The organism is Ruegeria sp. B1, assembly GCF_056535885.1.
In genome coordinates this window covers 4,285,328-4,311,990 of record NZ_JBQFJA010000001.1, presented here as the reverse complement: position 1 = coordinate 4,311,990, position 26,663 = coordinate 4,285,328, and the positions used below count along the sequence as shown (strand labels likewise).

Genomic DNA, 26,663 nt, shown 5'->3' with positions numbered 1-26,663 from the left:
CTCAATAGCACTGTTTGATGCATCAAAGCACGTTCTCACTCATTATGATTTCAGTGGGAACGATACTGACTCTTTCGGCGTTCTGGCCATTGTCGCGAATGACCGAGATCGCGCGTTCTGCGATACGGGTCATATCCTGATGGATTACGGCATCGAAGGTTCCAGAAACCAGCGCATTGCGTGTCAGGTGGGTGAGGTTGAACGCGATAGTTACCAGATCTGGTCTGTTGCCTGCCTCACGGAGCGCGCGATCCAGACCGCGGACGCCGCCGCAGATCGAGCAGATTCCAACAAGGTCGTCATGGGTTTCGAGCAGGTTTGTAACTTCTCGATAGATCAAATCTGGATCGTCGCTGCAATCCAGGGGTTGAAGCAGCCGCAGATCATCGAAACTGCGCCGGATAACCGATTGAAAGCCGATCTCGCGTTCTTCGTGGCTGCGGTATAGCGGCCCACCGATCAAAAGGGCAACCTTGCCCGGTTTGCGTATAAGCCTGCCAAGAAGCAAGGCGGCCGCGCGCCCGGCCGAGCGATTGTCCAACCCCACATAATATGTCCCGATGGGGTGTGTCAGGCTGGTCAGCAATGTGACTACCGGAGCACCCGACTCGGTTAGTGCCGCAACTTCCTCTCGAACCAAAGGGTGTTCGAAAGGTTGCAAGATCACGCCGTCGAACCCGCCGCTCCGAATCTTGTTCAGGGCTTTGGCCTGTGTAGCTGCATCCATCCGCGGCGAGCTTTCAAAATGAAGCTGCACATCCGCGGCTTGGGCGCTTTTTTTGAGCGCGGCGCGCAAGGTCTGATTGACCGACCCGCCACCTTCCGACAGCAAGACGCAAACGCGCAAATCCTTCTTCTTACCACGTGTGCTTGCCGACTGTTCGCCCTTCTTTAAGGCTTCCGCTGCCGCCAACACCTTCTCACGGGTCTTGCTGCGGACGCCACTGCGGTCGTGAAGCACGCGGTCGACAGTGGCCGTGGAAACATCCGCCATCTGAGCGATTTCCAGAATCTTCGGGTTTGGGGTCTTCATTAGTGCTCTACCTATCAACTTTCTAAAAATGATGCATCAAAAAACAAAAAAAACAACTAAAAACATCAAATGAGGTAAAACAGTGATCTACCCAAGAGCAAAACCTGATACGAATCGGATAAGGGAGGGGTGGGACTTGATTCGTGTCATACCTGAGATTCGCGCAAAAGCGCTCGAAGCGCTGGGAGCTGACTTGGCGAGTGCCTGGGTGACGCATCGCGTGTTGCCATTGCGGGCGTCAGATAGTTTGCCACAGGACAGCACCGAGGCGTATTTTGTGCAGGACTATATGGCCGAGATGCTGTCCCTCGACCAATCGGGCTGGAAGGTCGGCGCGACCAGTCAGAAGATGCGAGAGCTTGACGGTCACAGTGACGTCATCCCCGGTCGTGTCTTTGCCCCCAAGACTTGGTTGGGTTCCAACGTATCCATTCCCGCAGATAGTATGACAGGCGCAAGGGCCGAAACCGAGTTTGCCTTTCGCCTCACCCGGGACTTGCCCTTGCGGTCTGATCCCTGGAAGGCAGATGAGATCGCGCCTTACGCCGTTCTTCACCCCGCTATCGAGATCATTGGAAACCGCTTTGCCTTGCCAGAGGCGCCGCGCGAGATGTGTTCGTTAATGACTATCGCTGACAATGGCGGTGGTATCGGCTTTGTGTTCGGCGATCCGGTAGCCGACTGGCATGGCGTCGATTTTCAGTCACATGTCGTCAACTTGACTGTCGATGATGGTGATCCTGCCGAGAACTTTCTGGGTGAGATGCGCTGCGTTCCCATTCAAGCGGTGGCGGATTTGGCCAATCACCTCGCAACGCGTGGGGTGGCGCTGTCAGAAGGTGATTTTGTTTCTACAGGAGCAGCAAGCGTCCCTCAGCCAGTCAAGAAAGGCAGCCTCGTTCATGCGGATTTCGGGCGTCTTGGCCAGATTCAGCTGGAGTTTACCTAGATGTCGGACGCTCTTGATATCGTAATTGCCGGTGCCGGTGGAATGGGCAGCCTGTTCGGCAGCATTCTCCAGGATGGCGGGCATAACGTGGTCTTGTACGATGTGGATGCCGAGCATATCGGCGCTATTTCCGCGAAGGGTTTGAAAATCGAAGGCTTTGGCGGGAACCGGGTCATGCAAATGCAGGCCACGACAGACCCCCGTCAGATTGATCGGGCCGACGTCATCCTCTTTCAGTGCAAGGCGCACGGCACGCGCTCTGCTGCGCAAAGGCTCAAGCCTCTTGTCGAGGGCGGTGCGATTTGCGTCAGTTTCCAGAATGGCCTTGGCAATGAACAGATCATCGCCGAGGAAGTGGGCGCCGAGAATGTACTTGGTGGTCTGACAGCGATGGCAGCAGTCAAGCTCGCCCCGGGTGTCATCCGCGATTTCTCCCGGGTGCCGTCTTACATTGGCGAGATGCAGGGGCGTTCAAGCGCCCGCGTCGAGAAACTGGCCACAGCCTTCTCGAACGCAGGTCTGGAAACGCATGACAGCGCCGCGATACAGGACGACATCTGGAAAAAACTCATCGGGAATATCAGTCTGAGCGCGCTTTCCGGTCTGACAAACAAGACGGCCGCTGCGTGCATGCGCACGCCCTTTCTCAAGACCATCGCGCGTCAGGCCGCCACCGAAGCGCTGGAGGTTGCGGCAGCCGAAGGCATTTCCCTCGACCGCGACGCAGTGATCGCAGGTATCGAGATGATCTCGGAGCCCGGTGGAACGGGGGATAACAAATCATCTCTGTGTGAGGATCTGAACCATCAGAGACCAACCGAGGTTGAGGTAATTTACGGCTCTGCAATTGCCGCCGGTAAGGCAAAAGGCCTGTCCACACCCACCCTTGACACGCTTTACGGTTTGGTCCGGGCGCGTCAGGCCGAGTATCTTGAAAGTGAGGCGGATTGATGTCCGATATTGCTGGAAAAGTGCTGTTTGTCAGCGGTGGCTCGCAGGGGATCGGGCTGGCCGTGGCGCGCCGGTTGGCCTCGAACGGGGCGAACGTGTTTTTGGCTGCGTCCGACGCCGAACGTCTCGCTGCTGCTGCAGATGGCATCGCGCGCGATTACGGTGTCAATGTCGCATGGTCGGCATCAGATCTGCGCGATCTGGCCAATTGTGAAGCCGCAGCGCAGCAGGCCTTGGATCGATTTGAAGCCTGCGACATTCTGATAAATGCTGCCGGTGCGACCAAGGGCGGTCTGTTTCCGGATCAGCCTGATGCCGATATGGTCGATGGTTTCGCGCTGAAATTCCATGCCGCTGTACGGTTGTCGCGTGCTCTGTGGCCCGCGCTGACTGCGTCGAATGGAACAGTTATAAACATTGTTGGTGGATTTGCCCGAACGCCTGCGGCGGATTTCATGGTTGGAGGTGCTGTCAACGCCGCGCTTGCCAATTTCACCAAAGCGCTGGCCGAGCAGGGGCTGCGCGACGATGTGAACGTGAATTGGATTCACCCCGGGCTGACCGTCACCGAGCGGTTGCAAAGGATTTTCGCCGATCGCGCCGCACAGCAACAAACCTCGCCCGAAGAGATCGAGCGTGCCGCGCTTGCCAGCGAAGGCCTGCGCCGGCTCGGCCAACCCGAAGATGTCGCAAACCTTGTTGCGTATCTTTGCAGCCCCGAAGCACGGCATATCCACGGAACCGGGATCAGTGTCGATGGCGGCGGCTCAAGAGGGTATTACTGATGGAATTCGGGCTATCCTCTGATCAACGCATTTTGGTCGACTCTTTGCGAAGGTTCATCGACCGCGAATTGCTACCGCTGGAAGAAAAGGTGGAGCTGTCGGGAAGACTGGACCCCACATCTGCCAGGGACATTTTCGAGAAATCTCGCGCCAACGGCTTCTATGCCATGAGCATGCCAGCCGAACTTGGCGGTGGTGGGCTTTCAACACTGGATTGGATCATCGCCGAAGAACAGTTTGGACGGACCACCGATATCCTGATCCGGCGGGCTTTCGGGAACATCTATGATCTTTTGCTGGCCGCAACGCCCGAGCAGCAGGAGCGCTGGTTGGTTCCCTGTATTCAGGGGGAGCGCACCTGCTCGATTGCCTTCACAGAACCCGAGGCAGGCTCGGACGCGGGCGCTGTCAGAACCCAGGCCACGCCCGATGGCGACGGATGGGTGCTGAACGGGTACAAGCAATACATCTCCGATGCGCATTTCTCGGACTTTTTTGTTGTGACCGCCCGTACAAAGGGCCGGGACGACCGAGGAGGCGTTTCAACCTTCATCGTGGACAAGGGTCTCGCCGGATTCCAGATCGGTGCGGATCAGCCAATGATGGGCCTGCGTGGCACCACTCATGCGTCCCTTACGTTCGACAATGTGCGACTGGGGGCAGAGACCTTGCTGGGGGAGCAGGGTGGGGGCGTCAAACTGGCGCTCAAAACGCTGGGACGGGTAAGGCTGGCACAGGTCGGGGCACGTGCCATCGGCAAAGCCGCCATGGTTCTTGAAAAGACGGTCCAACACGCCCGGAACAGGCGTCAGTTCGGCAAGCCGCTCGCTGAGTTTCAGGCGGTTCAATCCATGCTCGCCGAGAGCGCTGTCGAGATCTCGTCCGCTCGGCTACTGCTCTATCAGACCGCATGGTTACTCGATCAAGGCAGTGATGGGCGGGCGCAGATCGCCATGGTCAAGCTTCAGGCCTCGGAACTCCTGAATCGCGTGACGGACCGCGCCGTGCAAATCCATGGCGGATCCGGCTATTCCAAGGAGCTGCCGATCGAGCGCTACTACCGTGACGCCCGAATCTACCGGATTTTTGACGGTGTCTCGGACATCCAAAAGCAGATCGTCGCGCAGAACCTGCGCGGAGACGCCTCTGACCCCTATCAGATTGCGGTGTGATCATGGTGCGACGTAAACAAACCTCTCTCGACGAAGCCGTCGAATTGATTAAAGACGGTGACACTGTCGGGCTGATTGGCGGCGGTGGCGGATTGGTCGAGGCCACTCTGTTGCACGAAGAAGTGGAACGGCGGTTTTTGTCAACTGGCACCCCCCGAGACCTGACCGTTCTGCATTCCCTGGGGATCGGCGACAAGGATAGGCGGGGCATGAACCGGTTTGCCCATAACGGGTTGGTCAAACGGGTTATTGGCGGCCATTGGGTCTGGTCTCAGAAAATGCAGGAGATGGCCCGCGACAACGAGATCGAGGCTTATGTCCTGCCCGGCGGTGTCGCAATGCAGTTGCTGCGCGAGGTTGCTGCAAAACGCCCCGGTCTGGTCACTCATGTCGGCCTTGGTACTTTCGTCGACCCCCGTCTGGGTGGGGGCAAGATGAATGAGGCGGCTCAAGACGATCTGGTCGAGGTTTTTCAGATCGGCGGCCAGGAGTATCTGCGCTATCTGCCTATTCCCGTAGACGTTGCGCTGCTCAAGGGCAGCCGTGCGGATCATGACGGAAACATCAGCCTTGACGAAGAGCCCGCCAATGTAGACATCTATGCGATGGCGGCGGCCGCGCGAAACTCCGGCGGTAAGGTCATCTTTCAGGTGCGCGAAATTGTCCAGAATGGTGCCTTACCGGCACGTTCCGTTCGCGTTCCGTCCGCGCTTGTCGACGCGGTCGTAGTCGATCCCGATCAACGCCAGGGGTATGAGTTCACCTATGACCCGGCCATTTCGGGCGAACGCTTCATGCCGGAAACGCTGCCGAGGATGCCCGAATTCACTATCCGCCGTGTCATCGCGATGCGTGCGCATGACGAACTGGTTCCTGAAAGCGTCATCAATTTCGGATTTGGCATTCCCGACGTTGTCGCCGCCATCATCGCGGCACGCGGTGAACAGAACCTGTATTACCAGACGATCGAGCACGGGACCTATGGCGGAACACTGCTGAATGGCAGCCTATTCGGATATGCCCGCAATCCGTCAGCCATGATCGATGGCCCAGCCCAGTTCGACTTCTATTCCGGCGGCGGGCTGGACATCGCGTTCCTCGGCTTCGGCGAGTTTGACGGCGCAGGCAACGTAAACGCATCGAAGTTCGGAGGGCTGCCCGTTGGCCCCGGAGGGTTCATGGATATCGCTCAGAACGCGCAAAAGGTGGTTTTCTGCGGCACGTTTGACGCCAAGGGCGCCGCGTTCGAAACCGGCGATGGACAGATGACCATCACTAAGCAGGGCACCATCCAAAAGCTGGTCGAGAAGGTCGAACAGGTGACCTTTTCCGGTGAACAGGCGCGCAGGCAGGGACAAGAGGTTTTGTATGTCACTGAACGCTGCGTTTTTCGCCTGACCGATCAAGGGCTGACGCTGACTGAAATCGCACCGGGTGTCGACCTGCAAAGGGATATCTTGGATCGGTTGGGTTTCAGCCCGGTGGTTGCCGATGACCTCAAATCGATGAACCCGACATGTTTCACAAAGGACGGTACTCATGTTGTGGCGTGATCGCATTACAAGGGGCACGCTGACCCATTTGTCCAGCACCCGCGCGGAAGCGCGCGGCCTGCCAAAAACCATTCTGACAAAAAGGTATGAGCGCTCATGAGTGAGTTCCACGTGGATGTTGGTCACACGGTGACATTTTCCAAAACCGTCTCGGAAAGTGATGTCTATCTCTTCGCAGGGATTACCGGCGACCTGTCTCCGAACCATGTGAACAAGGCGTATATGGAAAAGTCGTCCTACGGGCGTTTGATGGCACATGGCGCCTTGATGGTTGGATACATGTCGACGGCATCGACGATGGCCATTGCTCATTCCAGGGATGCGGATGAAACGCCCGTATCGCTTGGATATGACCGGGTTCGCTTCCTCAAGCCGGTGTTCCTGGGTGACACGATCACTGTCCGGTACGAGATTGTCGAAATCGACGTCGAACGTCGCCGATCCGTCGCGGATATCAAACTGTTCAATCAGCATGACGAGTTGACCACGGTCGCGCAGCACATCCTGAAATGGGTGCCAAACGAGGATGCGGGCGCATGAGTTTTGAGCTGGACAACAAACGCGTAGTGGTGACCGGCGCGGCCCGGGGTATCGGGCTGGGTATCTGTAAACGCTTCCAAGAGCTTGGGGCGCGAGTTGTCGGCTGGGACATTGCCCCTGAACCCATCCTTAATGACACTGATTTCGAACTGGTTCAGACGGTCGATGTCACCGACGAGAAGGGTGTTCAAGAAGGATATCGCGCTGCCAAGCAAGCCCTTGGTGGTATCGATATCGTTATTGCAAATGCCGGCGTCAACGGTTCGACGAGACCCGCATGGGAGTACTCGCTGGAGGAGTGGCAGCATGTCATCAATGTCGATCTAACTGGGGTATTTCTGACCACGCGCGAGGCCGTTCTCGACATGCGCGAAAGCGGTGAAGGACGCATCATTGTCATCGCCTCGGTCGCCAGCAAGGAAGGCAACCCCGGGGCCTGTGCCTATGGCGCGGCAAAGGCCGGGGTGCACGGGTATGTCAAGACCCTCGCGCGTGAACTCATGCCCTCAAACATAACGGTCAATTGCATCGGCCCGGCAATAACCGAAACCGATCTATTTTCGGAAATGAGCGAGGATTACATCGCCGACAAGCTGTCGCGTATTCCGATGAAACGGTTCTGCACGGTCAGCGAAATCGCCGACATGACCGCTTTTGTGGCCAGTCCCCGCTGTTCTTTTACCACAGGCCAACTGTTCGACGTAACGGGTGGGAGGACAACCTTTTGACCTCGACACCGGCAAATCACGAGTTGTGCATTCATCAGGCGACACTGATGCAATGCGACTTTGCCGAGTCGGTCAGGTGTCTGGCACGCAATGGGGTGGGCAAAACAGCGATTTGGCATGAAAAGCTTGATGGGTTGTCAATCGCAAGTGCCCGGCAAACCCTGCGGGACGAGGGCGTGCGCGCGACCTCTTTCTGTGTGGCCTTGCTGTCGCCGCACGAAAAAGGATCAGCGGACCTCGTGTTGCGGCAGATCGAACAGGCCGCAGAACTGGGTGCAGAAACGATCGTCGTGATTTCCGGCGGTCTGCCTCCGGGCAGCCGTGACATCACAAGTGCCCGAGCGGCGGCGGCAGAGCGCCTTGAGAGGTTGCTTGAACCAGCTCATGCCAGTGGTCTTCAGATTGGTTTGGAGCCTTTGCACCCGATGGTCTGCGGCTATCGCAGCCTCTGGTCGACGTTGGACGAAGCGGCCGTGGTCTTGAACAAGATCGATGCGGGGGCACGGGCCGGGCTGGTTCTGGATACCTACGCGCTTTGGTGGGACGAAACGCTCTTGGCTCAGATCGGTCGACACAGGGACCGAATTATCAGTTTTCATGCGTCCGACTGGCTAGCGGAGACCAAAGATCTGAGGCTGGACCGGGGCATCCCTGGGGATGGGGTGATCGATATCGCAGAGACCTACGCTGCCCTTTGCGCCGGAGGTAGTGCGCCGGACATCGAGGTGGAGATTCTTTCAAAAATACTGTGGCAGGCCGACCCGGACGAGCTGGTCGAAACGATCCTGTCACGCGTCGAACAGATTACGGGCTCGCAGCCCGGGGAGGAGATCGCGTGCTGAGTCTGAAAGGCGTCGAAGCCGGATATGGAAAGCTAAAGATCCTGCGGGGCATCGACATGACGGTCGACAAAGGCGATGTGGTTGCGCTGTTGGGTGGGAATGGAACGGGTAAATCGACCCTTCTCAAGGCTGTCTCGGGCCTCATCCCGCTTATGGGCGGAGAAATCCATCTGGATGGTGTGCCGATCCACAACCTCAAACCACATGAAATCGTCCGCGCTGGCCTGGTTCAGGTGACCCAGGGAAAGGATTCCTATCCCGGGTTGACCATCGAAGAGAACCTGATGCTGGGCGCGTTCACCCGGTCGGACAAAAAAGCGATCCGGCAGGACCTCGACCGGGTCTATACTTTTTCCCGATCCTGAAGGAGCGGCGGCACCAATTGTCCGGCCTTCTCTCGGGCGGTCAGGTCCAAATGCTGGTGATTGGACGGGGTCTGATGGCGGCGCCGAAACTGATCATGCTCGACGAGCCCTCGGCCGCGCTGGCCCCGTTGGTGGTGCTCGACATTTTCAAACAGATCAATCGCATTCGCCGCGAGATGGACATGACCATTCTGGTGGTCGAGCAGAACGTCAGAATGGCGTTGCTGCTCGCGCGATATGGCTATGTCATCCACGACGGCCGCATCCGGTTGCAGGGCAACGCCGATGAAATGATCGATGACGATAAAGTGCGCCTCGCCTTTCTTGGCGGAACAGTTGCAGAGACAGAGGAGGTCTGAAATGTTCTTTGATTTTCTGGTGGTAGGTCTGTCGATTGGACTTGTTTACGGGCTTGTCGCACTTGGGATTTCCCTGATTTATTCCGGGCTCGACATTGTGCATTTCGCCCATGGTGAAGTGTTCATGTTCGGGGCGTTCTTCGGGCTGGTCCTGTATAACAATATGGGATTTTCCTACCCGATCACCCTGTTCCTGGCGATGATCCTGACCGGCATCATGGGTGTGATCCTCGAGCGTGTATTCTATCGGCGTCTCACGTCACAGGGCGGCGGCTATACCGTCGCAGGAATGGGGATGATCATCTGCGGATTTGGCATGGCCATCATTTTGCAGAACATCGCTTTTCTCATCTGGGGGGCCGAAGGTCACGCCTTCGATCTGCCATTCAGCATGCCCATGCAGATCGGCGGCATTGCGTTGCCGAAGGCCTATCTTTGGATACTGCTGGTTTCTGTCTCATTGATGGTGCTGCTGCACCTGTTGCTGAAAAAGACAAAACTCGGTCTCGCCATTCGCGCAGTCGCGGCCAACAAGGACATCGCCTACCTGATGGGGGTCAATGTTCCGCTGATGATTTCGCTCATCTTTGGTGTTGCCTGTGCATTGGCTGCCGCCGGTGGCGTTTTGATCGGTCCCATCAACTATGTGCAGGTCGAGATGGGGTACCTGATCCTCATCAAGGCATTCGCAGCAGCCGTGATCGGGGGTTTCGGCTCGCTCCCCGGCGCCGTCCTTGGTGGTTTGACGGTTGGTGTCTTTGAAACCTTTGGTGCGGCCTACATCTCGGGCAGTCACAAGGACATCTACGCGTTCCTGCTGCTCATCATCGTTCTTCTTGTCAAGCCGACCGGCTTCCTCGGTGTCCTTGCGAAGGTCAAGGCGTAAGCGGAGTCAATAAAACAATGGAGGTGAAAATGAAACGACTTGGAACCTGCGCTGTGCTGGCGACCTTGATGACAACAGTGGCCGCAACGGCAGCAAGCGCCGAAACCATCCGGATCGGGGCAACTATGCGAATGATCTCGGAGAACGGTCAGAAATACGGCCAGATGATGCAGGATGAATTCGACGCGATCAACGCGGCGGGCGGCATCAATGGGGCGGAAGTCGAGCTGATCCTGCTGAACGACGAGTGTAAGTCCGACAAGGGCGTCGCAAACGCAAACCGGTTTGTCTATCAGGACAACGTGCATCTGGTGATCGGTTCGACTTGTTCGTCGGTTTCGTTGCCGATTGTCGATGTCACCGCGCAGGCCGAAGTTCCCCAGATCATACCGCATTCGACCAATCACGAGATCACCCAGAAAGGTTCTGAATGGGTGTTCCGGGTGCCAATCTCGGCCAGATACTACAAAGGCGTGATGGCGAAATACGTCGGTGAGAACATCGGTACCAATATCGCCTATGTCTACGCGTCGGACGCTGCGGCCCAAGCCGATACCGAAGGTTTGCGGGACGAAATGCGCAAACAGTTCGGGGTCGAGCCTGCGTACTGGGGTCAGACTCAGGAGAAAGAGATCGATTTCCGCAGCCACCTGCTGAAGATCAAAGCACTGGATGTCGACGCGGTTTTTATTGGTGCGTTGCAGGAACCAATGGCCCGTTTCCTGGTGCAGTCCTACGAGGTGGGCATTCCGGCAGATGTGAAGCGTCTGGCGAACTCAAGCGCCTCAAACGCACCGGTGCCAAAGCTGGCCGGTGATGCGATCAAAGGTGTGTTCTTCTCCGCCGCCTATTCCGACTCGGATGATTGCCAGATCGCTCAGGACTTCAACCAACTGATGAAAGAGCGATATGACGTCGACAAGGTCGATCACGATTTCAGTCAGGCCTGGGATCTTATCCGGATCGTCGAGATTGCGCTTAACAATGCCGAGTTGGAGCTGACCGACGGGTCTCTGACAGCAGACCGCGCCGCAATCCGCGATGCGATTGCGAATGTCAGTGACTATCAAGGGCTGGCCTCGGGGCCGATCAGCTTTTGCGCAGATTCCACACCCGAATGCCGGGACGGAAATCGCACGCCTGTGCTGATCGAATACCTGTCTGGTGGCGAGGATTTCGAGGTCGACATTCTCGACCGCGTCACGATGCCGGTTGATTTCGGTCTGGAATAAGCACTCACGACACTCACTGAACCGCGCGGAGGCCGCGCGGTTCACCTAGGGCAGAAAAGGCACTTAAACATGGATGTTGTACTTCAGGCACCTAAGAATGGAATTGCGCGGCTTGCTGCGATTCACCCGGTTTTGCCGTGGATTGTCGCCTTTTTCATTTTGCTACCGTTGCCTTACCTGACGACGAACAATTACCAAATCTATCTGATCAATCACATCGGGGTGATGATCATCCTGGCCACCGGGCTTAACATCGTTAAAGGATATTGCGGTCAGGTGACTGTGGGGCATGTAGCGGTCTATGCGATCGGAGCCTACACCGCCGCCGTGCTTTCGGTCTATTTCGCCATGCCGTTCTGGATCACCCTGCCATCGGCGATGATCGTATCCATGATGTTTGGCGTTTTGGTCGGCTTTCCGTCTTTCCGACTGGAAGGCGCATACCTGGCGCTCGCAACCCTTGGATTTGCGCAGGCCGTCGAAGTGTTCATCCGTGTAACCGATTATCTGGGATCAGCCTCTGGCCTGGGTGGCATCAAGGCACCCGTTTTGTTTGGCTTCTCGTTTGATACCTATCAGACCTACTACTACCTCATGCTGCCCTTCGTGCTGTTTGCGATCTATTTTGCCTTTGCATTGCTGAAATCATCTACCGGGCGCGCGTTTATGGCAGTGCGCGAGGACCCTGTGTCAGCGGCTGCGACGGGTGTGAATGTGAGGCGCTACAAACTGTTGGCTTTCGTTATCAGTGCAGCCTATGCTGGCATGGCCGGTGCATTGCTGGCGCATATGCGGCCGGGGTACATCCATCCCAACAACTTCACCATCATTGAGATGGTCGTGGTCTTGTTGATGGTTGTTCTGGGCGGTATCGGCAACATCTGGGGGGCCATTATCGGGGCCATTCTGGTCACAATCATCGCCGATCTGACCCGCGATTTGTATCACTACCAGCTTCTGGCCTTTGGTCTGGTCATCGTTGGCACGGTTCTGTTCATGCCAAAAGGGATCGGGGGGCTGATTGATCGATACTTTGTCTCGCGCTCGTTCGTCGCGGCAATGGATAAAACCGCTGAACGCGTTCGCACCCAGCTTGATGAAGATGGAGAGGGCTGATGACAGAGATCATTAAAGTCACCGGTCTGTGCAAGAGCTTCGGAGGCGTGCACGCCGCGAACAACATCGACTTCAGTCTGCAGGAAGGTGAGGTCCGTGGCATAATCGGACCAAATGGTTCTGGCAAAAGCACGTTCTTCAACCTGTTGACAGGCATATACACTCCGGACGAAGGCACCATCATCTATGACGGGCACAATATCGCCGGGTGGGAGCCACACAGGATAGCGTCTCATGGGATTGCGCGCACATTCCAGCTGCTGCGCATGTTCACCGAGATGTCGGTCTTGGATAACCTGATGATAGGGTGTCACTGTCAGGTAAACTATGGCGCCCTCAGCGCACCATTTGCACCTCTGACCATCGCGCGTGAGGAAAAGGTCTTGCGGGAGGAGATGATGGACATCCTGCAAACCATCGGTCTGGCGGACTACGCGCATGTCACTGCGTCGGAGATGTCGATCGGTCAGCGTCGTCTGTTGGCGCTGGGGCGTGCGATCGCCATGAAACCTCGCATTCTGATGTTGGACGAACCGGCAGCCGGGCTGTCGCCGGTCAATGTCGACAATCTGATGGCGATCGTGATGAAACTGAAGGACAAATATGGCCTGACACTGATCATTGTCGAGCACATCCTGAAGGTCGTTATGGAAACCTGCGACAGGATTTCCGTGCTCGATCATGGCGAAAAGATTGCTGAGGGCCGTCCTGATGAAGTCAGGGATGATCACGCCGTGATCGAAGCGTATCTTGGCAAGGAAATGGCCGACGACGAAGTGCGTCAACTTCTGGCGTCTTAGTCCAAGCGTGTGCAACGCACGACGCCCGACTTTGATATGCGCGAGCCCTCACGACAATAGACGGCAGTGGTTTCACCGCCGTCTGGTGTTCTTTACGAACCCACGTCTATCAGAACGTCATCGCCGTCGATGCGGACGGGATATGTCTTGAGGTTCACGCAGGCCGGGCTGCGAACCGCTTCGCCTGTGCGGTAGTCGAATTGGCCATTATGTGCCGGGCATTCGATCAGGTGATCCAGAACCAGACCGTCAGCAAGGTGGACCTCTTCATGTGTGCACAGGCCGTCTGTACAAAAGAACTCGTCCTCCGGGCTCCGATAGACTGCAAATGTTCTTGATCCATGGTCAAACCGGATAAGGTCTTCAGTTTCTATGTCGTCCCGGGTACAGGCGCGAATCCATTCTGCCATTTTCTGTTTTTCCAGTGTTGTTGATAGGGTTCCGGCAACGGTCCGCCGTGTTCGGTGGCTGGAACGTGACGCCAGATTGGTGAGGGAGTTTGAGTCAGATCCGATGGTGTTCGAGCTTCTCCAGAAAGGCATCAAACTCTCTTGGAACCATGCCTACCGTCTCATTTTTACCAGGGAACTCACCGGTAACCGCTGCTTCGCGGAAAGCGCGCACCGCTGAGACCCGTTCTTCCCTGATCTGATCGTGAAGTCGTTTCAGGTTTCCAAATGCACGGGCGTGCCGTGGCAGTTCTTCCTGCTCACCGCAGATGTCGTTCATGAACAGGTAGTCGACATCTCCATCCGGCCCCGAGCCAAGTGAGACAGTTATGATCTTTGTGCGTTTACTGATTTCTGCAAGAACCGGACCCGGGATGACTTCTGCCTCGACCAGAGCGCCGCCAGCGTCCTCCAGCCGTTTGAAACGGCAAAACAGGTCATAGGCTTCGTCTGCTGTCTTGCCTACAGCGCGCAGCCCGTCGGTCCAGGTTGATTTGCGCGGCACCAGACCGAGGTGACCCATTACGGGGATGTCCTCTTCGGTAAGGGTTTGGACAACCTTCATGCCGCGCGCCGTCATCACCGCATCGGCCCCGTCAGACAGGGCCTGAAGCGCCGCCCGCAAGAAATCGTCCGCAGTGGCAAAGTCGGGTATCCCGATGGCCGCAGTGAAGAAGATCGTTTTCGATCCTTCCCGAACCGCTTTGGTGTTGCGGAAGTTCCCGATTGCCATGTCGATTCCGGCGGTTTCGGCAGCTGCGGCCTCTTCTCCTGTGTTCGCAGTTACTTGCGTCCATTTCCGCGTTCCCTTGGCGGCTCTCATCCCGGCAACCGTCACCGACCGCAATGCCGGCTGCGCCGTCCATGTATAAACGCGCTTCATCCTTCTTTCCTCTTCGGCCTGCACGAGTGGATCATTCCGCTGCATCCGCTGCGTATTCCTGCCCGGTCCACCTGTAGGGTTTCGCTGTTTCTGGCAGATCGCGGACCAGGAAAAACTCGGGATCCTTCAGCTGTTTCAGAAGGACCGGAACAGTTTCTCCAATGGCTTGAACTATCGACGTGTTTGCGGCAGGCGTATCTTGTTTCATGCGCTCGTACAGCTTTGGAAGATTGTGATACGGCACCATCGGGAACATGTGATGTTCAACGTGGTAGTTCATGTTCCAGTAGATGAATCGGCTGATCGGATTCATCAGAATCGTTCTGCTGTTCAGACGATGATCGATAACGTTATCGGCCAAGGCAGCGTGTTGCAGAATTCCTGTGATGGTCATGTGCCAGGCGCCATAGAACCGTGGCAGCCCGATCACCATCAGTGGCAAAATGGACCATGTCCAAAAGGCGAGGGCAAAGGTCGCCAGATAGATTGACAACCAAATGCGTGCGATCCGAATGGCGGCTGGGCGCTCAGCCTCAGGGACGTACGATCGTTCCTCGGCGTTCATATGCCCGGCCGAAAGCTCAATCATCGACTTGAAGGCCAGCGGTACGTCGAGCAACCCAAAGAGATTGGCGGACATTTTGAGCAGGTTCGGCGGGCGTCGGGACAGGATCTGGGGGTCGCGCCCGACGATCGTCGTGTCGGTATGGTGACGCGCATGCCCATATTTCCAGGTGACCGGGTTGCGCATGATCATGAAGCTCGCAAGCTGATACACGGCATCGTTCATCCAACGGGTCCGAAAGGCGGTGCCATGACCGCATTCGTGCCAGCGGCTGTCTGTCGACGACCCGTAAAGCACGCCGTATGCCAGCCAAAAGGGGGCCGACCACCAGCTTGGCCACAGCGCGATCCCGGCAGCAGCAAACCCAACGAGACAGGCAAGCCAGATAATCGTGTCGCGGATCGCGGGGCCATCCGACCTTTTCATCAAGGCCTTCATCTCCTTACGCGGAATGTCTGTCATGTACCAGTTGGCATCCGCCAAACCTGTTTCCTTCGCGCGCCGGGCGTTTTCGCCCAGCAGGCTGTAGTCGCGTTGACTCATGGATGAGTTCCTCCGATTTCGGAGTAGGATACCCAACACATCTCGCGCAGTTCGAGAACTGCCGAAAATATCTATCAAAACCTTTCCAAAACAAGATAGATTCGGATAGAAATCTATCCATGGCTAAACGACCAACAATGGCCGATATCGCAGCTTTGGCGGGTGTCGGCATCGCGACCGTGGATCGGGTTCTGACGGGGCGCCGCAAGGTGCGGGAAGAGAACGCCCGCCGCGTCTATGAGGCGGCGTCCAAACTGGGTTATCATGCGACCCCGGTCATTCGGTACAGGCTTAGTCAAACGGCACCGCCGATGACGTTTGGCTTCATTCTTCCGAAACAAAAGCAACCGTTTTACAAACGCCTGTCTGCCGCTCTGGAGGACGCGGTCGCTTTGCGCACCGATGTGCGCGGCCGCGCGATTGTTCGCTATGCGCAGACGCAAACGCCGCAGGAACACGCGGAGTTAATGATGGGGTTTGTCGGAACGGCAGACGTCATCGCGGCATCTGTTGTAAATCACCCACTGGTGACAAAGGCCGCGCGCGAGCTGAGTGCCGAAGAGGTGCCGGTTGTTTCAATGCTGAACGACTTCGCAAAGGAAGAGCGCCGCCGTTTCGTTGGCATCGACAATTACCGGGCGGGGCGCTTGGCGGGATGGATGCTTGCGGGTTTGTCCCGGACTCCGGGAACAATTGCGGTGCTTGTTGGTGGCAATCTCTGGCAGGCGCACCAGTTGCGCGAAAGCGGATTGCGCAGTTACGTCCGCGAGCACGCGCCCGATTTTGCCCTGCGCGATGCGGTTTTGACGCTTGAGACCAACACTGTCACGCATGATTTGATTCAGGATGTACTGGAAACCTGGAGGGATCTGCGGGGTGTCTACATTACAGGCGGCGGCGTCGAAGGTGCGATCGAAGCGCTGAGGTCCAGCAATCGGTCAGACCTGCCGCATGTTGTCGCCCATTCTTCATCAGACATGGCACGCCTCGCGCTATCTGAACGTCAGCTCTCGATGCTCATCGAAACACCGGTGGATGCGTTGGCCCGGGCTGTCGTCGATGAGTTGGTTGAAGCCGTGCATAGCACCAAGAAGCCAACTGGAAGCGAAAGACTGCTGAGACCTGAGGTTGTCTTACCTGAATCGCTCTAGTCGCAGGGGGCATATCCGGACAAGTTTACTTTAGGTGTGTTCCTTGAACGCGTTTAGCGTTTGCGACCTTGGTTGGCGGCATCGGCGTTGTACGAGCCTCTCGCGTACCGATCACAGTTCCGTTTCCCGATCTCATCCGATGTCGATGAAGACATTCCCTCCCTCGACTTTAACGGGGTAGGTTTTCAGGTTCACACAGACCGGCGAGCGTTTTGCTTCACCGGTGCGATAGTCAAACTGGCCGTTGTGCATTGGGCATTCGATGAGGTGATCAATCACCAACCCATCTTCGAGATGCACCTCTTCGTGCGTACATAAACCGTCAGTGCAGTAGAATTCATCCTTGGGGCTGCGATAGATCGCAAATGTACGGTGCCCGTGGTCAAATCGGATCAGATCCTCAGTTTCAATATCGTCACAGGCGCAGGCGCGGGTCCATTGGGTCATGGTGTTTGCTGTCCTTAAAAGAGAGTGCTTTATTCCGCCGCCATTGAGATGTGGCGCGTATAGTCAGGGCTCGGATGAGCGTCCTGTGGCAGCAGCGGTTTCCGGTCCACGAAATAAAGCGGATCGCGCCGCTGTTTCAGGATCGCGGGGAGCATCTCGCGAAAAGCGACCAGCGTCCCGTTATATGCGGGCGGGCAATCGCCTTTGATCTCCTCATGCAGCGCAGGCAAGTTGTAGAAGGGCACCATGGGATACATGTGGTGTTCGACATGGTAGTTCATGTTTGAGTACACGAAGCGAAAGAACCGGTTCATATAGACGGTCCGTGAATTCAGCCGATGATCCGGAACATCTTCGGCCAGCCCGGCATGTTGCAGCGACGCCAAAAGGTGATGCAGCCAGGAGCCGTAGAAGGTGGGCCCGCCGATCAGAACGATCGGCAGCCACGATCCAAGGGCCAGTGATGCGGCGAGCGTCGCCAACAGGATTGCAAGGTGAATGCGCGAGGCCCAGAAGGCCTTGGACCGGTCAGCTTCGATCAGGAACGTCTTCTGATCCCTGGTCAGCCGGCCTGCCGAAAGCAGAGCCATCTTTTTCAATTCGGTCCATCCCGATTGCAGATGAAGCATGTTCCAGAGAATGTTCAGTGGATGCGGGGGCCGCGGAAAGGCGATCTCGGGATCCTTGCCGACAATTACGGTATGCGTGTGATGCCGTGTATGGCTCCACCGCCAGAGATAGGGGTTCTTCAACGACATGAACGAGGCCAGCTGATAGGCGGCTGTGTTCAGCCATGACGTCTTGAAGACGGTCCCATGACAGCATTCGTGCCAACGGCTGTCGGCGCAGGACCCGTACAAAATGCCGTAGAGGATGACGGACGGAACGGCCCACCAGGTGCCCCATGTCACGATCACTATGGCACCTGTCATCAGCACCATGCCCAGCCAGATCCCGTAGTCGATCAGAGCCGGCCCGTCGCGACGCTTTATCAGTTCTTTCATCCGTTTGCGAGGAACCGGCGTGGCGTACCACTGCTTCGGCGTGAAGCTTGGACCGCTGTCTCGGCCTGTCAGCGAGTAGTCCCGCCATTGCTGTGTGGTTTCAGAAGACACATCAACATCCTTCTTTGCGTTTCCACAGAGAGCAGAGCAGTTGCATCAGTCCCAGGTCAAATTTCAGATGATATTTTTCATCTTTTCTTTCACAATGCACTGCAAATAAGGTGATGAAATCTATCATGGGGCCTAATCGTGGCGCGTGTCACCCTCAAAGACGTAGCTCAGAAGGCCGGGGTCGGCGTTGCAACTGTCGACCGGGTTCTGAACGCGCGGGCACCTGTTTCTGCGGCCACGTCTGCGCGGGTTCTGTCCGCAGCTGATGCGTTGGGCTATCGCTCGGCAGGACTGTTGCGTCGCCGGATCGAGGAGATGGCCCCGGCAAAGCGGTTGGGTTTCGTCCTTCAGAAAGAAGGAAAATGGTTCTATCGAGAACTGGCAACTGCACTACAAAGACAGGCAGAACAGCTGCGAAACATTCGGGCCACGGTCGACATCCGCTTTGTTGAAAGCCTGTCGCCATCAGACCTTGCGTCAGCGGTTGAGGAAATGAGCGTCCGTGCGGACGCCATCGGATTGGTCGCCATTGATCATGCGGATATCAACCGGGCGATTGCGACCGCAGATATCCCTGTATTTGCGTTGCTGTCCCCGCTGTCATCCCCGGATGTTGCCGCCTACGTTGGGATCGACGGCAGAAAGGCTGGGCGCACTGCGGGCTGGGCCATGGCACGATTGAACCGATCCAATGGCCCTGTCGGCATCCTGATCGGATCACATCGCTATCTTGGGCATGAGGCTCTTGAGAGCGGGTTCAGAAGCTATATGCGCGAGTTTGCACAGCAAACTTCGATCCGCGATTCCGTGGTCTATCTGGATGACGCAGCTGTCGCTTATGAGGCGACCGCCGAATTGCTGCGGGTTAGCCCGAACCTTTCGGGTATCTACCATTGCGGCGGCGGGGTTTCAGGAGCCCTGAAGGCACTACGCGAAACGGGGCGCGCTCAGGACATGATTTACATTTGCCATGAACGCACACCAGTGACAGAGGCCGCGCTGGCGGATGGCAGCATCAATCTGGTGATCCACAACCCTGTGGATCAGGTCGCCGACCGTGTGACACGCATGATGTCACGGCGTCTGACCGGGCAATCGCTTTCGGCACAGGATGGGCTGGTGTCGTTCGAACTCTGCACGCCAGAAAACCTGTAAGAACAGTCAGCCGAATGTGGCTCCGTTGATGTTTTCACGCGTAATGACCTCAACTGGCACGACCTCGGCCTGAAAGGGGCGGTTTTCTAGTTTGGCAATCAATGTCTGAACCGTCTGTTCGGCGATGCGGCGCATGTTCTGGTGGATGATCAGATCCATTGACCCCTCCAGCAGGTAGTTCCGCGTCTTGGGAGTCAGATTGTGCCCGATCAACATGATCTCGCCGGACACGCCTCGATCGTTCAGCGCCGCGACAATACCCTCGTTTCCGCCACCGACGTTGTAGATCCCAAGCAGACCGGGATGCTCGTCGAGCATCTTGCCGACCAGAGCGCGGTTTTCTTCCACATCATCATGCCCGATATAGGTGCCCACGACGGCAAGATGGCTGAAATCCTTCCGCAGCGCAGATCGGAACCCCATCTCCCGGTCAGAGTGATTGCGATACAACTGCTCGCCGGATACGACGCCGACCGGACCGGCCTGACGCAGCATGCGCCCCATCAGATACGCGGCCGTGCGCCCTGCGGCCATGTTATCCGTTCCCACAAACTGCCCCAGAACAGGGCTGATGAGATCAGACACCACGGGAACACAGGGGATATTCAGCGCGTGCAGCTCCTCTACGGCGTCTCGCACGCGCGGGTCGTCAAGGGCCTGAAAACCCACCGCGTCGACACCTTGCCCGGCGCAGGCGCGCAGCTTGCGGGCCAGAACGGGCGGCTCCAGCTTTTTGAGAACACGCACTCCACCGTAGCGCGGCCATTGGTGAAAACGTTTTGAAAGCAATCCGCAAGAAATTCGGTTGAAGGACCGGCCTCTTCAGGCAGGAATATCTTGAGCCGCCAAGGACGGGCCCGCCGGTCCAGTTGCGCACCGGATTCGATGGCGTGTTTGGCCTGTAATACGCGCTGACGGGTTTCGGTTTTGACATTGGATCTGTTATTCAGCACCCGGTCAACGGTGGCGGTTCCCACGCCGGCCAGTTTGGCGATCTCGGACACGCGCGCTTTCTTCGTTATGATGGGGGCATCGTCGTTCATGTCTGTGACGTACCATCATTTAAGATCAAAATCATCCTCATTATGAGCACATGATAAATCAAAAACCATCATTTCCGCCAATTGATGTGGTTTCGCTTGCCAGCCATTGCAGCGGCGGCATATCTCAACGGCATGCAGCGGGATCGAGTCCCGTTCAGGGAGGATGATATGACCTACACAGCCAAACTGCTGGCCGGAGTGGCCGGCCTGATGATGACCGCCGGCACGGCACTGGCCGCCGACTTCACCTTTAAGTACGGAAACGAGCAGCCCGAGACCTCGATCCGGTCGCAGTCCATGGATTGGTTCAAGACCGAACTCGAAAAGCGCACTAACGGCCGCATCGAGGTCGAGAACTTCTTTGGCGCGGCATTGGGCAACGAGCGCGAGATGATGGACCAGGTGACGGCTGGCCTGTTGCAGGGTACACGTGGCGGTTTCTTTGCCGATGCGTCCGGTGCGTTCAACCTGTACCAGCTGCCCTTCCTCGTCGCGAACTGGGATGAGATGGAATGTCTGGTTGCCTCAGATTTTACCAAAGGCGTTCAGGCCCGTGCCGAGGCAAACGGCTACCATATTCCGGCCACCGGCATCAGCCAGGGGTTCCGCGCCTATACCAATAACGTCAAGCCGATCGCGTCGGTCGATGACTTGCAGGGCCTGCGTATCCGTGAACCCCAGTCGGACCTGATGATCGCAACCGGTACAGCCATCGGCTCGGTTCCTGTGGCCATGCCATTCTCCGAGGCTTATCAGGCCTTTAAGCAGGGCGTGATCGACGGGCAGCACAACCCGCCGCAGAATATCTGGGACTTCAACATCCACGAAGTTCAGGATTATCTGACGCTGTCGAACCACATGACCGGTCCCGATCCGCTGATTGTCAACAAAGCGTGGTATGACGGTCTGCCCACCGATCTGCAGGCCACATTCGACGAAGTTGCTGTCGAGGCGATGGCCATGTCAGATCAACTGTACCGGGATGCGGAAACAAACATCATCGGCGAACTGGGCAAACACATGGAAATCAATGAATTGACGCCCGAGGCCCTTGTCGGGTTCCAGGAAGCCGTCGGGCCTGTGTATCAGCAGATGATCGACGCCGGACATTTCTCGATGGAAGATGTCGACGCCGCGCGGACCGCTGCTGCATCCTGTAGCTGATCTGCCGTAACATCTCCGGGCACCGGTGGATCACCGGGCCCGGATTTCTTCACTTTTTGGGATCAGACTATGGATACGCTCTCTGCAATCGACCGCGTTCTAACGCGCGCAATCGAATGGCTGATGGTCGTGCTGTTTGGAGTGTTTCTGGTGATCGTTGTCACCAAGGTTCTGATGCGCCCCTTCGATATGGCGATCTATGGCGTCGACGAGCAGGTCAAGATTGCGTTTTTGTGTACCTCCGCACTTGGCGGAGCGGTCGCAATCACCAAACGCGAACATATCGCGATCACCTATTTTGTCGACTTGATGCCCTACAAAATCAAAAGGGCGTTTTATCTGGTGGGGCTGGTTCTGGTTGGCGTGATGAACGCGGCGCTGGTCTGGCTGTCCATCGACTGGATCGCCGGTCCCGGTAAAAACATTTGGCAGCCCTTTGGAATGCCACAGGCCTATGTGTTCGTTATTGTTCCGATTTCTTGCGCGATTGCCGTCTTTTATTGCTTTGTTCGGATCGTCATGACAGTCAGCGGTCGTGATTCCATTGACGCCCTCTGGATGCCGGAGGACTGAAATGCTGATCCTGTTCGCAACATTGGGAATTCTGCTGATTTCCGGCGTGCCGATCGCGTATTCGCTTGGCTTGGCTTCTCTGGCTTACTTCCTGCTGGAAGCCCCGGCAGCAACCGGATTTATCGTTCAGCGCTTCTTTTCGGGTATCAACAACTATCCCTTGGTGTCGCTGCCATTCTTCATCCTGATGGGGCTGGTGATGAATTCCGGCGGCATCACACGGCGCTTACTGGACCTGTCGATGTTCTTTGTCGGCCGGCTCAAGGGCGGGCTTGGTTTGGTCAACGTGGTCGGATCGATGATCTTTGGCGGGATTTCCGGGTCCTCCGCCTCGGACACGGCATCCATCGGATCGGTTCTGATCCCCGAGATGGAAAAGCGCGGCTACCCCAAGAGTTTCGCTGCGGGGATCACGGTGGCCTCATCCACCATGGGCATGATCATCCCGCCCTCGGTTCCGATGATCATCTACGCCGTCGCTGCCGAAGAGAGTATTGGGCGCCTGTTTCTGGGCGGGATCATTCCCGGCATCATGGTCGGGCTGATGCAGTTGATCATCGTCTGGCTGGTTGCCAAAAAGAACAACTATCCGACAGAGAACGTGCCGTTCACGCTGGCCGAAGCCGCGCGGCAGGCGCGTCGGTCTGCGGCTGTGGCCTTGATGCCTGTTCTGATTGTTGGTTCCGTTGTTTTTGGGTTCGTTACGCCGACCGAAACCGCAGGCGCCGCCGTCATTTACGGCCTGATCATAGGTCTGTTCATTGTCGGATTTGGGGTTCTGCGCGACCTGCCCGGCGCGATGCGCCATGCCATCATCATGTCGGCCAAGATCATGATGATCATCGCCTTCAGCCAGGTGTTTATCACGGTTCTGGCGCTTGAGCGCGTGCCGAACCAGATTGCGGATTTTGTTTCAGGATTGGGGCTTGGGCCGGTTGCCTTCATGGTGTTGACGGCGCTTCTGATCCTGATGGCCGGCACGTTCATCGACGTCAGCCCCGCCATTTTGCTGCTGACCCCGGTTCTCTTGCCCGTGGCCGAGAAGATGGGTGTGTCGGGAGTACATTTTGGCGTGGTGATGGTGTCGGGGCTCGCGGTTGGCGCGTGTACCCCCCCGGTTGGCAACTGCCTTAACGTTTGTGCAGCGATCTGTCGGTTGCCGATCGGGCGGATTTTTGTCGGTGCCGCGCCGTTTCTGATGGCGAACGTCCTGGTACTGATCCTGATTGCGGTCTTCCCGCAACTGGTCATGTGGATACCGAACGCGGTTATGGGGCCGTAGCGTGACAGAATTGGGCAGCGGGGTGTCTTCCGGACCTGCCCGGCTTTGGTCAATCAGAGCCTGAAACTCCGCACACATCGACGCTCACAATTTTTGGGGGCGCCAAATCTCAATTCCGGCCAGGCCGGACGACACATTAGGAAGACAGAAATGCAACGTGCAGGTGTCATAGGATTGGGCGATATGGGCAGCGGGCTGGCCAAGAACCTGATCAAGAACGGGTTTGAGACCACCGGTTTCGACCTGAGCGAGGCGCGGATGAGCGCCTTGGTCGACATGGGGGGCAGGCCCGGAACCAGCGTGGCAGACGTCGGCGCAAATTCGGATGCGGTCTACGTCATGGTCATGAACGGCGATCAGGCCAAAGCGGTGATCTTTGGCGAAGATGGTCTGATCAGCCACATGCCGAATGGCGGGGCAATCATCCTCACGGCCACCATCAAACCCCGCGAGGCGCGTGAGATCGGCGACGCCATGGCAGGATCGGGCATTCACCTGATCGACAGCCCGGTCTCGGGCGGTTTCCCCGGCGCGCAGGGCGGCACCCTGACAATGATGGCCGCAGCGCCCGATGCGGTGCTGGACACGTTTCGGCCGGTCATGGAGGCAGTTTCGGCCACAATTCACCATGTGGGTGACACGCCCGGTCAGGGCCAGACTGTGAAAGCGTGTCTGCAGACCCTGATCGGCTCGATCTTCTCGGCAACGTTTGAGGCCTCTGTGTTGGCCGCCAAGGCCGGGGTCAAGGGCGAGAACCTGTTCAAGGTCTTTTCGACATCCGGTGCCGGCTGCGGCTGCACCAATACCGCCCTTGAGAACATCATCGACCGCAAATTCGAGAACACCGGGTCCGGCATCGGCACGATGCACAAAGACCTGACCATTTCACTGGATCTGGCCGAGGAACTGGGCGTTCCGATGCATGTGGCGTCCTCGGCCATGCAGATTTTCCATGCCGGCAAGGCCAAGTTTCCCGACGGGGACAACTGGGCCTGTACCCGCGTCATCGAAGAGATTGTCGGCGCTGAATTGCATCGCTGAGAAAGGATAAGAACATGAAACTTGGCGTAATCTGCGATGGCATCAGCCGTGATCTGAAACACGCGGTCGATGTGATGGATGAGTTTGACCTCGAATATGCCGAACTGCAATTTGTCAGCGACACCGAGGTCGGCGATCATTCGGCCGACGAAATCCGCGACATTGACACGCTGTTACGGGATCGGGGCAAGCCGGTATCGTGCCTGTCCCGCCACATCTTTGCGGGGATGACCGGGGCGAACAAGCCGGGGGATGAGTTGCATTCCAAACATATGGATGCCCTCAAGCGCGTGATCGATATGGCCCATGTGGTCGGCAGCCCGCTCGTGCGCATCATGACCCCGAAGAAGGAACAAATCCTTTGGGGTTTCGGAGGGGCCGAGAAATGGAATGTCGCCAAGGGCGCGTGGGATGCGATGCTGCCCCTGATTGCCCCGGCGATTGATGTCGCCAAGGATGGCGGCGTGACGCTTGTTGTCGAAACCGGCAATGGCACGATGGTGAACTCGAACTACACCGGGCGTAAGCTGATCGACGACTTGGATGCCAAGGGCACACTGAAAGTGCTTTGGGATCCGGCCAACAATTGCTGGTGCCATGAACAAGCGTATCCTGCCGGGTATGAAGAGGTGAAAGACGGCTATCTGGGACACGTTCACATCAAGGATGTTCAGGTCGACACGCCCCGCGCAACCCTGACGGTGAAACAAATGGGCGAGGGCCAGTTGGCAGATCAGTTTCAGCCGATGGCGGACGCTCTGCGGGCCGACGCCTATAATGGCGTCATCTCATTCGAGAGCGTATACCATCCGGGAAATGGCAACTACGAAGATGGTTTCCGTCGTTGCGTCGGTCGTTTCAAAGAGCATTTTGACTGAAAATCTAACGATTGCACATCGGCTAATCGATGTTCCTCCCATTACATCGGAAGGCTGAAAGACAGGCCCGTCGTTAGGCGGGTCTGTTTTGACTTTTTCAGATGGAAGCCCGAATGATGACGAAAAGTTTGGATGTGAGGCAAACTATTGGAACGTCCAACCTCGAAACTGCCGGTGAATGCTTGACCATGTGCCAAACTCCTTAGGTTGAACCTGGTGAAATCGCGGATCTTGAGACGCTTGGTCGGCGGCCGCTGGTCTTCGAGCATCACTATTACGAGGCTCCGGACACGCTGCCGGGGCAGGGGACTGACCTGCAGGCGCTACGGATCAAAAGCGGCATCTATGCCATAGCGGCAGCTCTACTTGATTGCCGGCAGCCCACGGAAAGGGAAACAAAAGCTGGAGTCATGGGGTGATTGGCTCGAAGAGCCTTAGCGCAAGCGCTCTGAGATTGTTGACCTGACCAGGAAAATTCTGGGTTTGCCGGATGTCCACGATATGAAATCATCGTGGGTGTACAATCTGTTGATCAAATACGTTGGCACTGGGCAACGCGACAAGCCGGATCATTGGAGTGGAATTCAAACAAACAGTGATTGAGGAATTTAGGTGAATGCAGGAAAATACCTTGTCAATCTACGCAACCGAAAGTCTGTTGAAGGCTGTGGCCCTATTTGTACTGTTAGGGTTTTTTTTACACGAGTACGGAATACTATGTTCGCTGTGAAACCGGACCAGTTCCAAGCTGGTTCGTCTACACTGCGCTCCTTATAGCGGCGATTTTTCTTATATTATTGGCTGTTGGAATTCTCCTGGACGTTCTTCTTGCGTTTTATCTTAGGTTTCTTCCTCAAAACCGAGCAGCAGATTTGGGGTCGTTTGTGATTGTCGCTGGGATTTCCGCCATGATGGCGATGGTTTCTGTGGATTTTTTTGAGGCCTCTACTGATCTCGAAGACTGTCCTCAATCTGTCAGTGAAAAAGTAGACGACAAATAGGAGCAATGCCTTGACGAGCATAGAAAATCGATTGCAGGCCAACCGCTTTTTGCGTCAATGAC

28 protein-coding genes and 1 pseudogene are annotated in these 26,663 nt (G+C 56.7%); 21 read left to right on the top strand and 8 right to left on the bottom strand.

Translation table 11 applies throughout. The annotated features are described in order from the left end of the window. Positions 1-22: 22 nt before the first annotated feature. Positions 23-1,033 carry a LacI family DNA-binding transcriptional regulator gene (locus ACR3ES_RS21395; protein ID WP_170437372.1) on the bottom strand — a complete coding sequence of 337 codons (1,011 nt, stop codon included), beginning with the start codon at positions 1,031-1,033 and terminating at the stop codon, positions 23-25. A gap of 136 nt (positions 1,034-1,169) precedes the next feature. On the opposite strand from ACR3ES_RS21395, the gene ACR3ES_RS21390 reads away from it, so the two are divergent. The 14 genes from ACR3ES_RS21390 (at position 1,170) to ACR3ES_RS21325 (ending at position 13,311) form a co-directional block, all read left to right on the top strand. Then, positions 1,170-1,982, top strand: coding sequence for a 2-keto-4-pentenoate hydratase (locus ACR3ES_RS21390; RefSeq protein WP_480424470.1), 813 nt, complete (start codon positions 1,170-1,172; stop codon positions 1,980-1,982). Next, positions 1,983-2,933 (top strand): 2-dehydropantoate 2-reductase, encoded by a 951-nt coding sequence (locus ACR3ES_RS21385; protein ID WP_170437374.1) that lies wholly within the window; start codon positions 1,983-1,985, stop codon positions 2,931-2,933. After that, positions 2,933-3,718, top strand: coding sequence for an SDR family oxidoreductase (locus tag ACR3ES_RS21380; RefSeq protein WP_170437376.1), 786 nt, complete (start codon positions 2,933-2,935; stop codon positions 3,716-3,718). Before ACR3ES_RS21385 ends, ACR3ES_RS21380 begins: the two co-directional genes overlap by 1 nt. Beyond that, complete coding sequence (locus ACR3ES_RS21375; RefSeq protein ID WP_170437378.1) at positions 3,718-4,890, top strand: acyl-CoA dehydrogenase family protein; 1,173 nt, start codon at positions 3,718-3,720, stop codon at positions 4,888-4,890. The genes ACR3ES_RS21380 and ACR3ES_RS21375 overlap by 1 nt, the downstream gene beginning before the upstream one ends. 2 nt (positions 4,891-4,892) lie before the next feature. After that, positions 4,893-6,443 carry a CoA-transferase gene (locus ACR3ES_RS21370; RefSeq protein WP_170437380.1) on the top strand — a complete coding sequence of 517 codons (1,551 nt, stop codon included), beginning with the start codon at positions 4,893-4,895 and terminating at the stop codon, positions 6,441-6,443. Positions 6,444-6,539: 96 nt separating this feature from the next. Next, complete coding sequence (locus tag ACR3ES_RS21365; RefSeq protein WP_170437382.1) at positions 6,540-6,983, top strand: MaoC/PaaZ C-terminal domain-containing protein; 444 nt, start codon at positions 6,540-6,542, stop codon at positions 6,981-6,983. Further along, entirely contained in the window at positions 6,980-7,711 is a 732-nt protein-coding gene (locus tag ACR3ES_RS21360; RefSeq protein ID WP_170437384.1) for an SDR family oxidoreductase, read from the top strand. The genes ACR3ES_RS21365 and ACR3ES_RS21360 overlap by 4 nt, the downstream gene beginning before the upstream one ends. Beyond that, positions 7,708-8,553 carry a sugar phosphate isomerase/epimerase family protein gene (locus tag ACR3ES_RS21355; RefSeq protein ID WP_170437386.1) on the top strand — a complete coding sequence of 282 codons (846 nt, stop codon included), beginning with the start codon at positions 7,708-7,710 and terminating at the stop codon, positions 8,551-8,553. The genes ACR3ES_RS21360 and ACR3ES_RS21355 overlap by 4 nt, the downstream gene beginning before the upstream one ends. After that, on the top strand, positions 8,547-8,918 hold the full coding sequence (locus ACR3ES_RS21350; protein WP_480634751.1) for an ATP-binding cassette domain-containing protein: 372 nt from the start codon (positions 8,547-8,549) through the stop codon (positions 8,916-8,918). Before ACR3ES_RS21355 ends, ACR3ES_RS21350 begins: the two co-directional genes overlap by 7 nt. Positions 8,919-8,935: 17 nt before the next feature. After that, positions 8,936-9,277 carry an ATP-binding cassette domain-containing protein gene (locus ACR3ES_RS21345; protein ID WP_480634750.1) on the top strand — a complete coding sequence of 114 codons (342 nt, stop codon included), beginning with the start codon at positions 8,936-8,938 and terminating at the stop codon, positions 9,275-9,277. Between the two features lies 1 nt (position 9,278). Next, on the top strand, positions 9,279-10,163 hold the full coding sequence (locus ACR3ES_RS21340) for a branched-chain amino acid ABC transporter permease (RefSeq protein ID WP_170437388.1): 885 nt from the start codon (positions 9,279-9,281) through the stop codon (positions 10,161-10,163). Between the two features lie 29 nt (positions 10,164-10,192). Further along, positions 10,193-11,395 (top strand): ABC transporter substrate-binding protein, encoded by a 1,203-nt coding sequence (locus ACR3ES_RS21335; protein WP_480424463.1) that lies wholly within the window; start codon positions 10,193-10,195, stop codon positions 11,393-11,395. Positions 11,396-11,464: 69 nt separating this feature from the next. Then, complete coding sequence (locus tag ACR3ES_RS21330; RefSeq protein WP_170437392.1) at positions 11,465-12,511, top strand: branched-chain amino acid ABC transporter permease; 1,047 nt, start codon at positions 11,465-11,467, stop codon at positions 12,509-12,511. Continuing rightward, positions 12,511-13,311 (top strand): ABC transporter ATP-binding protein, encoded by an 801-nt coding sequence (locus ACR3ES_RS21325; protein ID WP_170437394.1) that lies wholly within the window; start codon positions 12,511-12,513, stop codon positions 13,309-13,311. Before ACR3ES_RS21330 ends, ACR3ES_RS21325 begins: the two co-directional genes overlap by 1 nt. A gap of 92 nt (positions 13,312-13,403) precedes the next feature. Here the strand turns inward: ACR3ES_RS21325 and ACR3ES_RS21320 are convergent, their stop codons facing one another. The 3 genes from ACR3ES_RS21320 to ACR3ES_RS21310 form a co-directional block, all read right to left on the bottom strand. After that, entirely contained in the window at positions 13,404-13,721 is a 318-nt protein-coding gene (locus ACR3ES_RS21320) for a MocE family 2Fe-2S type ferredoxin (protein WP_170437396.1), read from the bottom strand. Between the two features lie 94 nt (positions 13,722-13,815). Continuing rightward, entirely contained in the window at positions 13,816-14,643 is an 828-nt protein-coding gene (locus ACR3ES_RS21315; RefSeq protein ID WP_170437398.1) for a 3-methyl-2-oxobutanoate hydroxymethyltransferase, read from the bottom strand. 31 nt (positions 14,644-14,674) lie between these two features. Further along, positions 14,675-15,751 (bottom strand): fatty acid desaturase family protein, encoded by a 1,077-nt coding sequence (locus ACR3ES_RS21310; protein ID WP_170437400.1) that lies wholly within the window; start codon positions 15,749-15,751, stop codon positions 14,675-14,677. Positions 15,752-15,870: 119 nt separating this feature from the next. On the opposite strand from ACR3ES_RS21310, the gene ACR3ES_RS21305 reads away from it, so the two are divergent. Then, the gene (locus ACR3ES_RS21305) at positions 15,871-16,902 is read left to right on the top strand and encodes a LacI family DNA-binding transcriptional regulator (RefSeq protein WP_170437402.1); all 1,032 of its coding nucleotides are present in this window, start codon (positions 15,871-15,873) and stop codon (positions 16,900-16,902) included. A gap of 132 nt (positions 16,903-17,034) precedes the next feature. Here the strand turns inward: ACR3ES_RS21305 and ACR3ES_RS21300 are convergent, their stop codons facing one another. Together ACR3ES_RS21300 and ACR3ES_RS21295 are read right to left on the bottom strand one after the other, a co-directional pair. Then, entirely contained in the window at positions 17,035-17,349 is a 315-nt protein-coding gene (locus ACR3ES_RS21300; protein WP_170437404.1) for a MocE family 2Fe-2S type ferredoxin, read from the bottom strand. Between the two features lie 29 nt (positions 17,350-17,378). After that, the gene (locus ACR3ES_RS21295; protein ID WP_480424459.1) at positions 17,379-18,464 is read right to left on the bottom strand and encodes a fatty acid desaturase; all 1,086 of its coding nucleotides are present in this window, start codon (positions 18,462-18,464) and stop codon (positions 17,379-17,381) included. 138 nt (positions 18,465-18,602) lie between these two features. On the opposite strand from ACR3ES_RS21295, the gene ACR3ES_RS21290 reads away from it, so the two are divergent. Then, a complete protein-coding gene (locus ACR3ES_RS21290; protein WP_170437409.1) occupies positions 18,603-19,619 on the top strand; it encodes a LacI family DNA-binding transcriptional regulator in 1,017 nt (338 codons plus the stop codon). Positions 19,620-19,625: 6 nt separating this feature from the next. Here the strand turns inward: ACR3ES_RS21290 and ACR3ES_RS21285 are convergent, their stop codons facing one another. After that, on the bottom strand, positions 19,626-20,366 hold the full coding sequence (locus ACR3ES_RS21285; RefSeq protein ID WP_480634321.1) for a substrate-binding domain-containing protein: 741 nt from the start codon (positions 20,364-20,366) through the stop codon (positions 19,626-19,628). Positions 20,367-20,527: 161 nt separating this feature from the next. Beyond that, positions 20,528-20,662: pseudogene (locus ACR3ES_RS21280) on the bottom strand (LacI family DNA-binding transcriptional regulator); the annotation flags it as partial. A 168-nt stretch (positions 20,663-20,830) separates the two neighbouring features. Here ACR3ES_RS21280 and ACR3ES_RS21275 point away from each other — a divergent pair. The 5 genes from ACR3ES_RS21275 (at position 20,831) to ACR3ES_RS21255 (ending at position 25,600) form a co-directional block, all read left to right on the top strand. Beyond that, a complete protein-coding gene (locus ACR3ES_RS21275) occupies positions 20,831-21,826 on the top strand; it encodes a TRAP transporter substrate-binding protein (RefSeq protein WP_170437413.1) in 996 nt (331 codons plus the stop codon). Positions 21,827-21,895: 69 nt separating this feature from the next. Then, positions 21,896-22,399, top strand: a complete 504-nt coding sequence (locus ACR3ES_RS21270) for a TRAP transporter small permease subunit (protein WP_170437415.1) — start codon at positions 21,896-21,898, stop codon at positions 22,397-22,399. 1 nt (position 22,400) lies between these two features. After that, positions 22,401-23,681, top strand: coding sequence for a TRAP transporter large permease (locus ACR3ES_RS21265; protein ID WP_170437417.1), 1,281 nt, complete (start codon positions 22,401-22,403; stop codon positions 23,679-23,681). A 45-nt stretch (positions 23,682-23,726) separates the two neighbouring features. Then, entirely contained in the window at positions 23,727-24,722 is a 996-nt protein-coding gene (locus ACR3ES_RS21260) for an NAD(P)-dependent oxidoreductase (RefSeq protein ID WP_480424456.1), read from the top strand. 14 nt (positions 24,723-24,736) lie between these two features. Continuing rightward, positions 24,737-25,600 (top strand): sugar phosphate isomerase/epimerase family protein, encoded by an 864-nt coding sequence (locus ACR3ES_RS21255; protein WP_170437421.1) that lies wholly within the window; start codon positions 24,737-24,739, stop codon positions 25,598-25,600. Positions 25,601-26,663 lie beyond the last annotated feature (1,063 nt).

Bases quoted from the DNA above. Each gene is read 5' to 3' on its own strand.
- ACR3ES_RS21340 (WP_170437388.1), top strand. From the start codon at position 9,279: ATGTTCTTTGATTTTCTGGTGGTAGGTCTGTCGATTGGACTTGTTTAC.
- ACR3ES_RS21385 (WP_170437374.1), top strand. From the start codon at position 1,983: ATGTCGGACGCTCTTGATATCGTAATTGCCGGTGCCGGTGGAATGGGC.
- ACR3ES_RS21255 (WP_170437421.1), top strand. From the start codon at position 24,737: ATGAAACTTGGCGTAATCTGCGATGGCATCAGCCGTGATCTGAAACAC.
- ACR3ES_RS21265 (WP_170437417.1), top strand. From the start codon at position 22,401: ATGCTGATCCTGTTCGCAACATTGGGAATTCTGCTGATTTCCGGCGTG.
- ACR3ES_RS21305 (WP_170437402.1), top strand. From the start codon at position 15,871: ATGGCTAAACGACCAACAATGGCCGATATCGCAGCTTTGGCGGGTGTC.
- ACR3ES_RS21300 (WP_170437404.1), bottom strand. From the start codon at position 17,349: ATGACCCAATGGACCCGCGCCTGCGCCTGTGACGATATTGAAACTGAG.
- ACR3ES_RS21325 (WP_170437394.1), top strand. From the start codon at position 12,511: ATGACAGAGATCATTAAAGTCACCGGTCTGTGCAAGAGCTTCGGAGGC.
- ACR3ES_RS21335 (WP_480424463.1), top strand. From the start codon at position 10,193: ATGAAACGACTTGGAACCTGCGCTGTGCTGGCGACCTTGATGACAACA.
- ACR3ES_RS21275 (WP_170437413.1), top strand. From the start codon at position 20,831: ATGACCTACACAGCCAAACTGCTGGCCGGAGTGGCCGGCCTGATGATG.
- ACR3ES_RS21395 (WP_170437372.1), bottom strand. From the start codon at position 1,033: ATGAAGACCCCAAACCCGAAGATTCTGGAAATCGCTCAGATGGCGGAT.
- ACR3ES_RS21310 (WP_170437400.1), bottom strand. From the start codon at position 15,751: ATGAGTCAACGCGACTACAGCCTGCTGGGCGAAAACGCCCGGCGCGCG.
- ACR3ES_RS21320 (WP_170437396.1), bottom strand. From the start codon at position 13,721: ATGGCAGAATGGATTCGCGCCTGTACCCGGGACGACATAGAAACTGAA.
- ACR3ES_RS21360 (WP_170437384.1), top strand. From the start codon at position 6,980: ATGAGTTTTGAGCTGGACAACAAACGCGTAGTGGTGACCGGCGCGGCC.
- ACR3ES_RS21380 (WP_170437376.1), top strand. From the start codon at position 2,933: ATGTCCGATATTGCTGGAAAAGTGCTGTTTGTCAGCGGTGGCTCGCAG.
- ACR3ES_RS21330 (WP_170437392.1), top strand. From the start codon at position 11,465: ATGGATGTTGTACTTCAGGCACCTAAGAATGGAATTGCGCGGCTTGCT.
- ACR3ES_RS21365 (WP_170437382.1), top strand. From the start codon at position 6,540: ATGAGTGAGTTCCACGTGGATGTTGGTCACACGGTGACATTTTCCAAA.
- ACR3ES_RS21370 (WP_170437380.1), top strand. From the start codon at position 4,893: ATGGTGCGACGTAAACAAACCTCTCTCGACGAAGCCGTCGAATTGATT.
- ACR3ES_RS21270 (WP_170437415.1), top strand. From the start codon at position 21,896: ATGGATACGCTCTCTGCAATCGACCGCGTTCTAACGCGCGCAATCGAA.
- ACR3ES_RS21375 (WP_170437378.1), top strand. From the start codon at position 3,718: ATGGAATTCGGGCTATCCTCTGATCAACGCATTTTGGTCGACTCTTTG.
- ACR3ES_RS21315 (WP_170437398.1), bottom strand. From the start codon at position 14,643: ATGAAGCGCGTTTATACATGGACGGCGCAGCCGGCATTGCGGTCGGTG.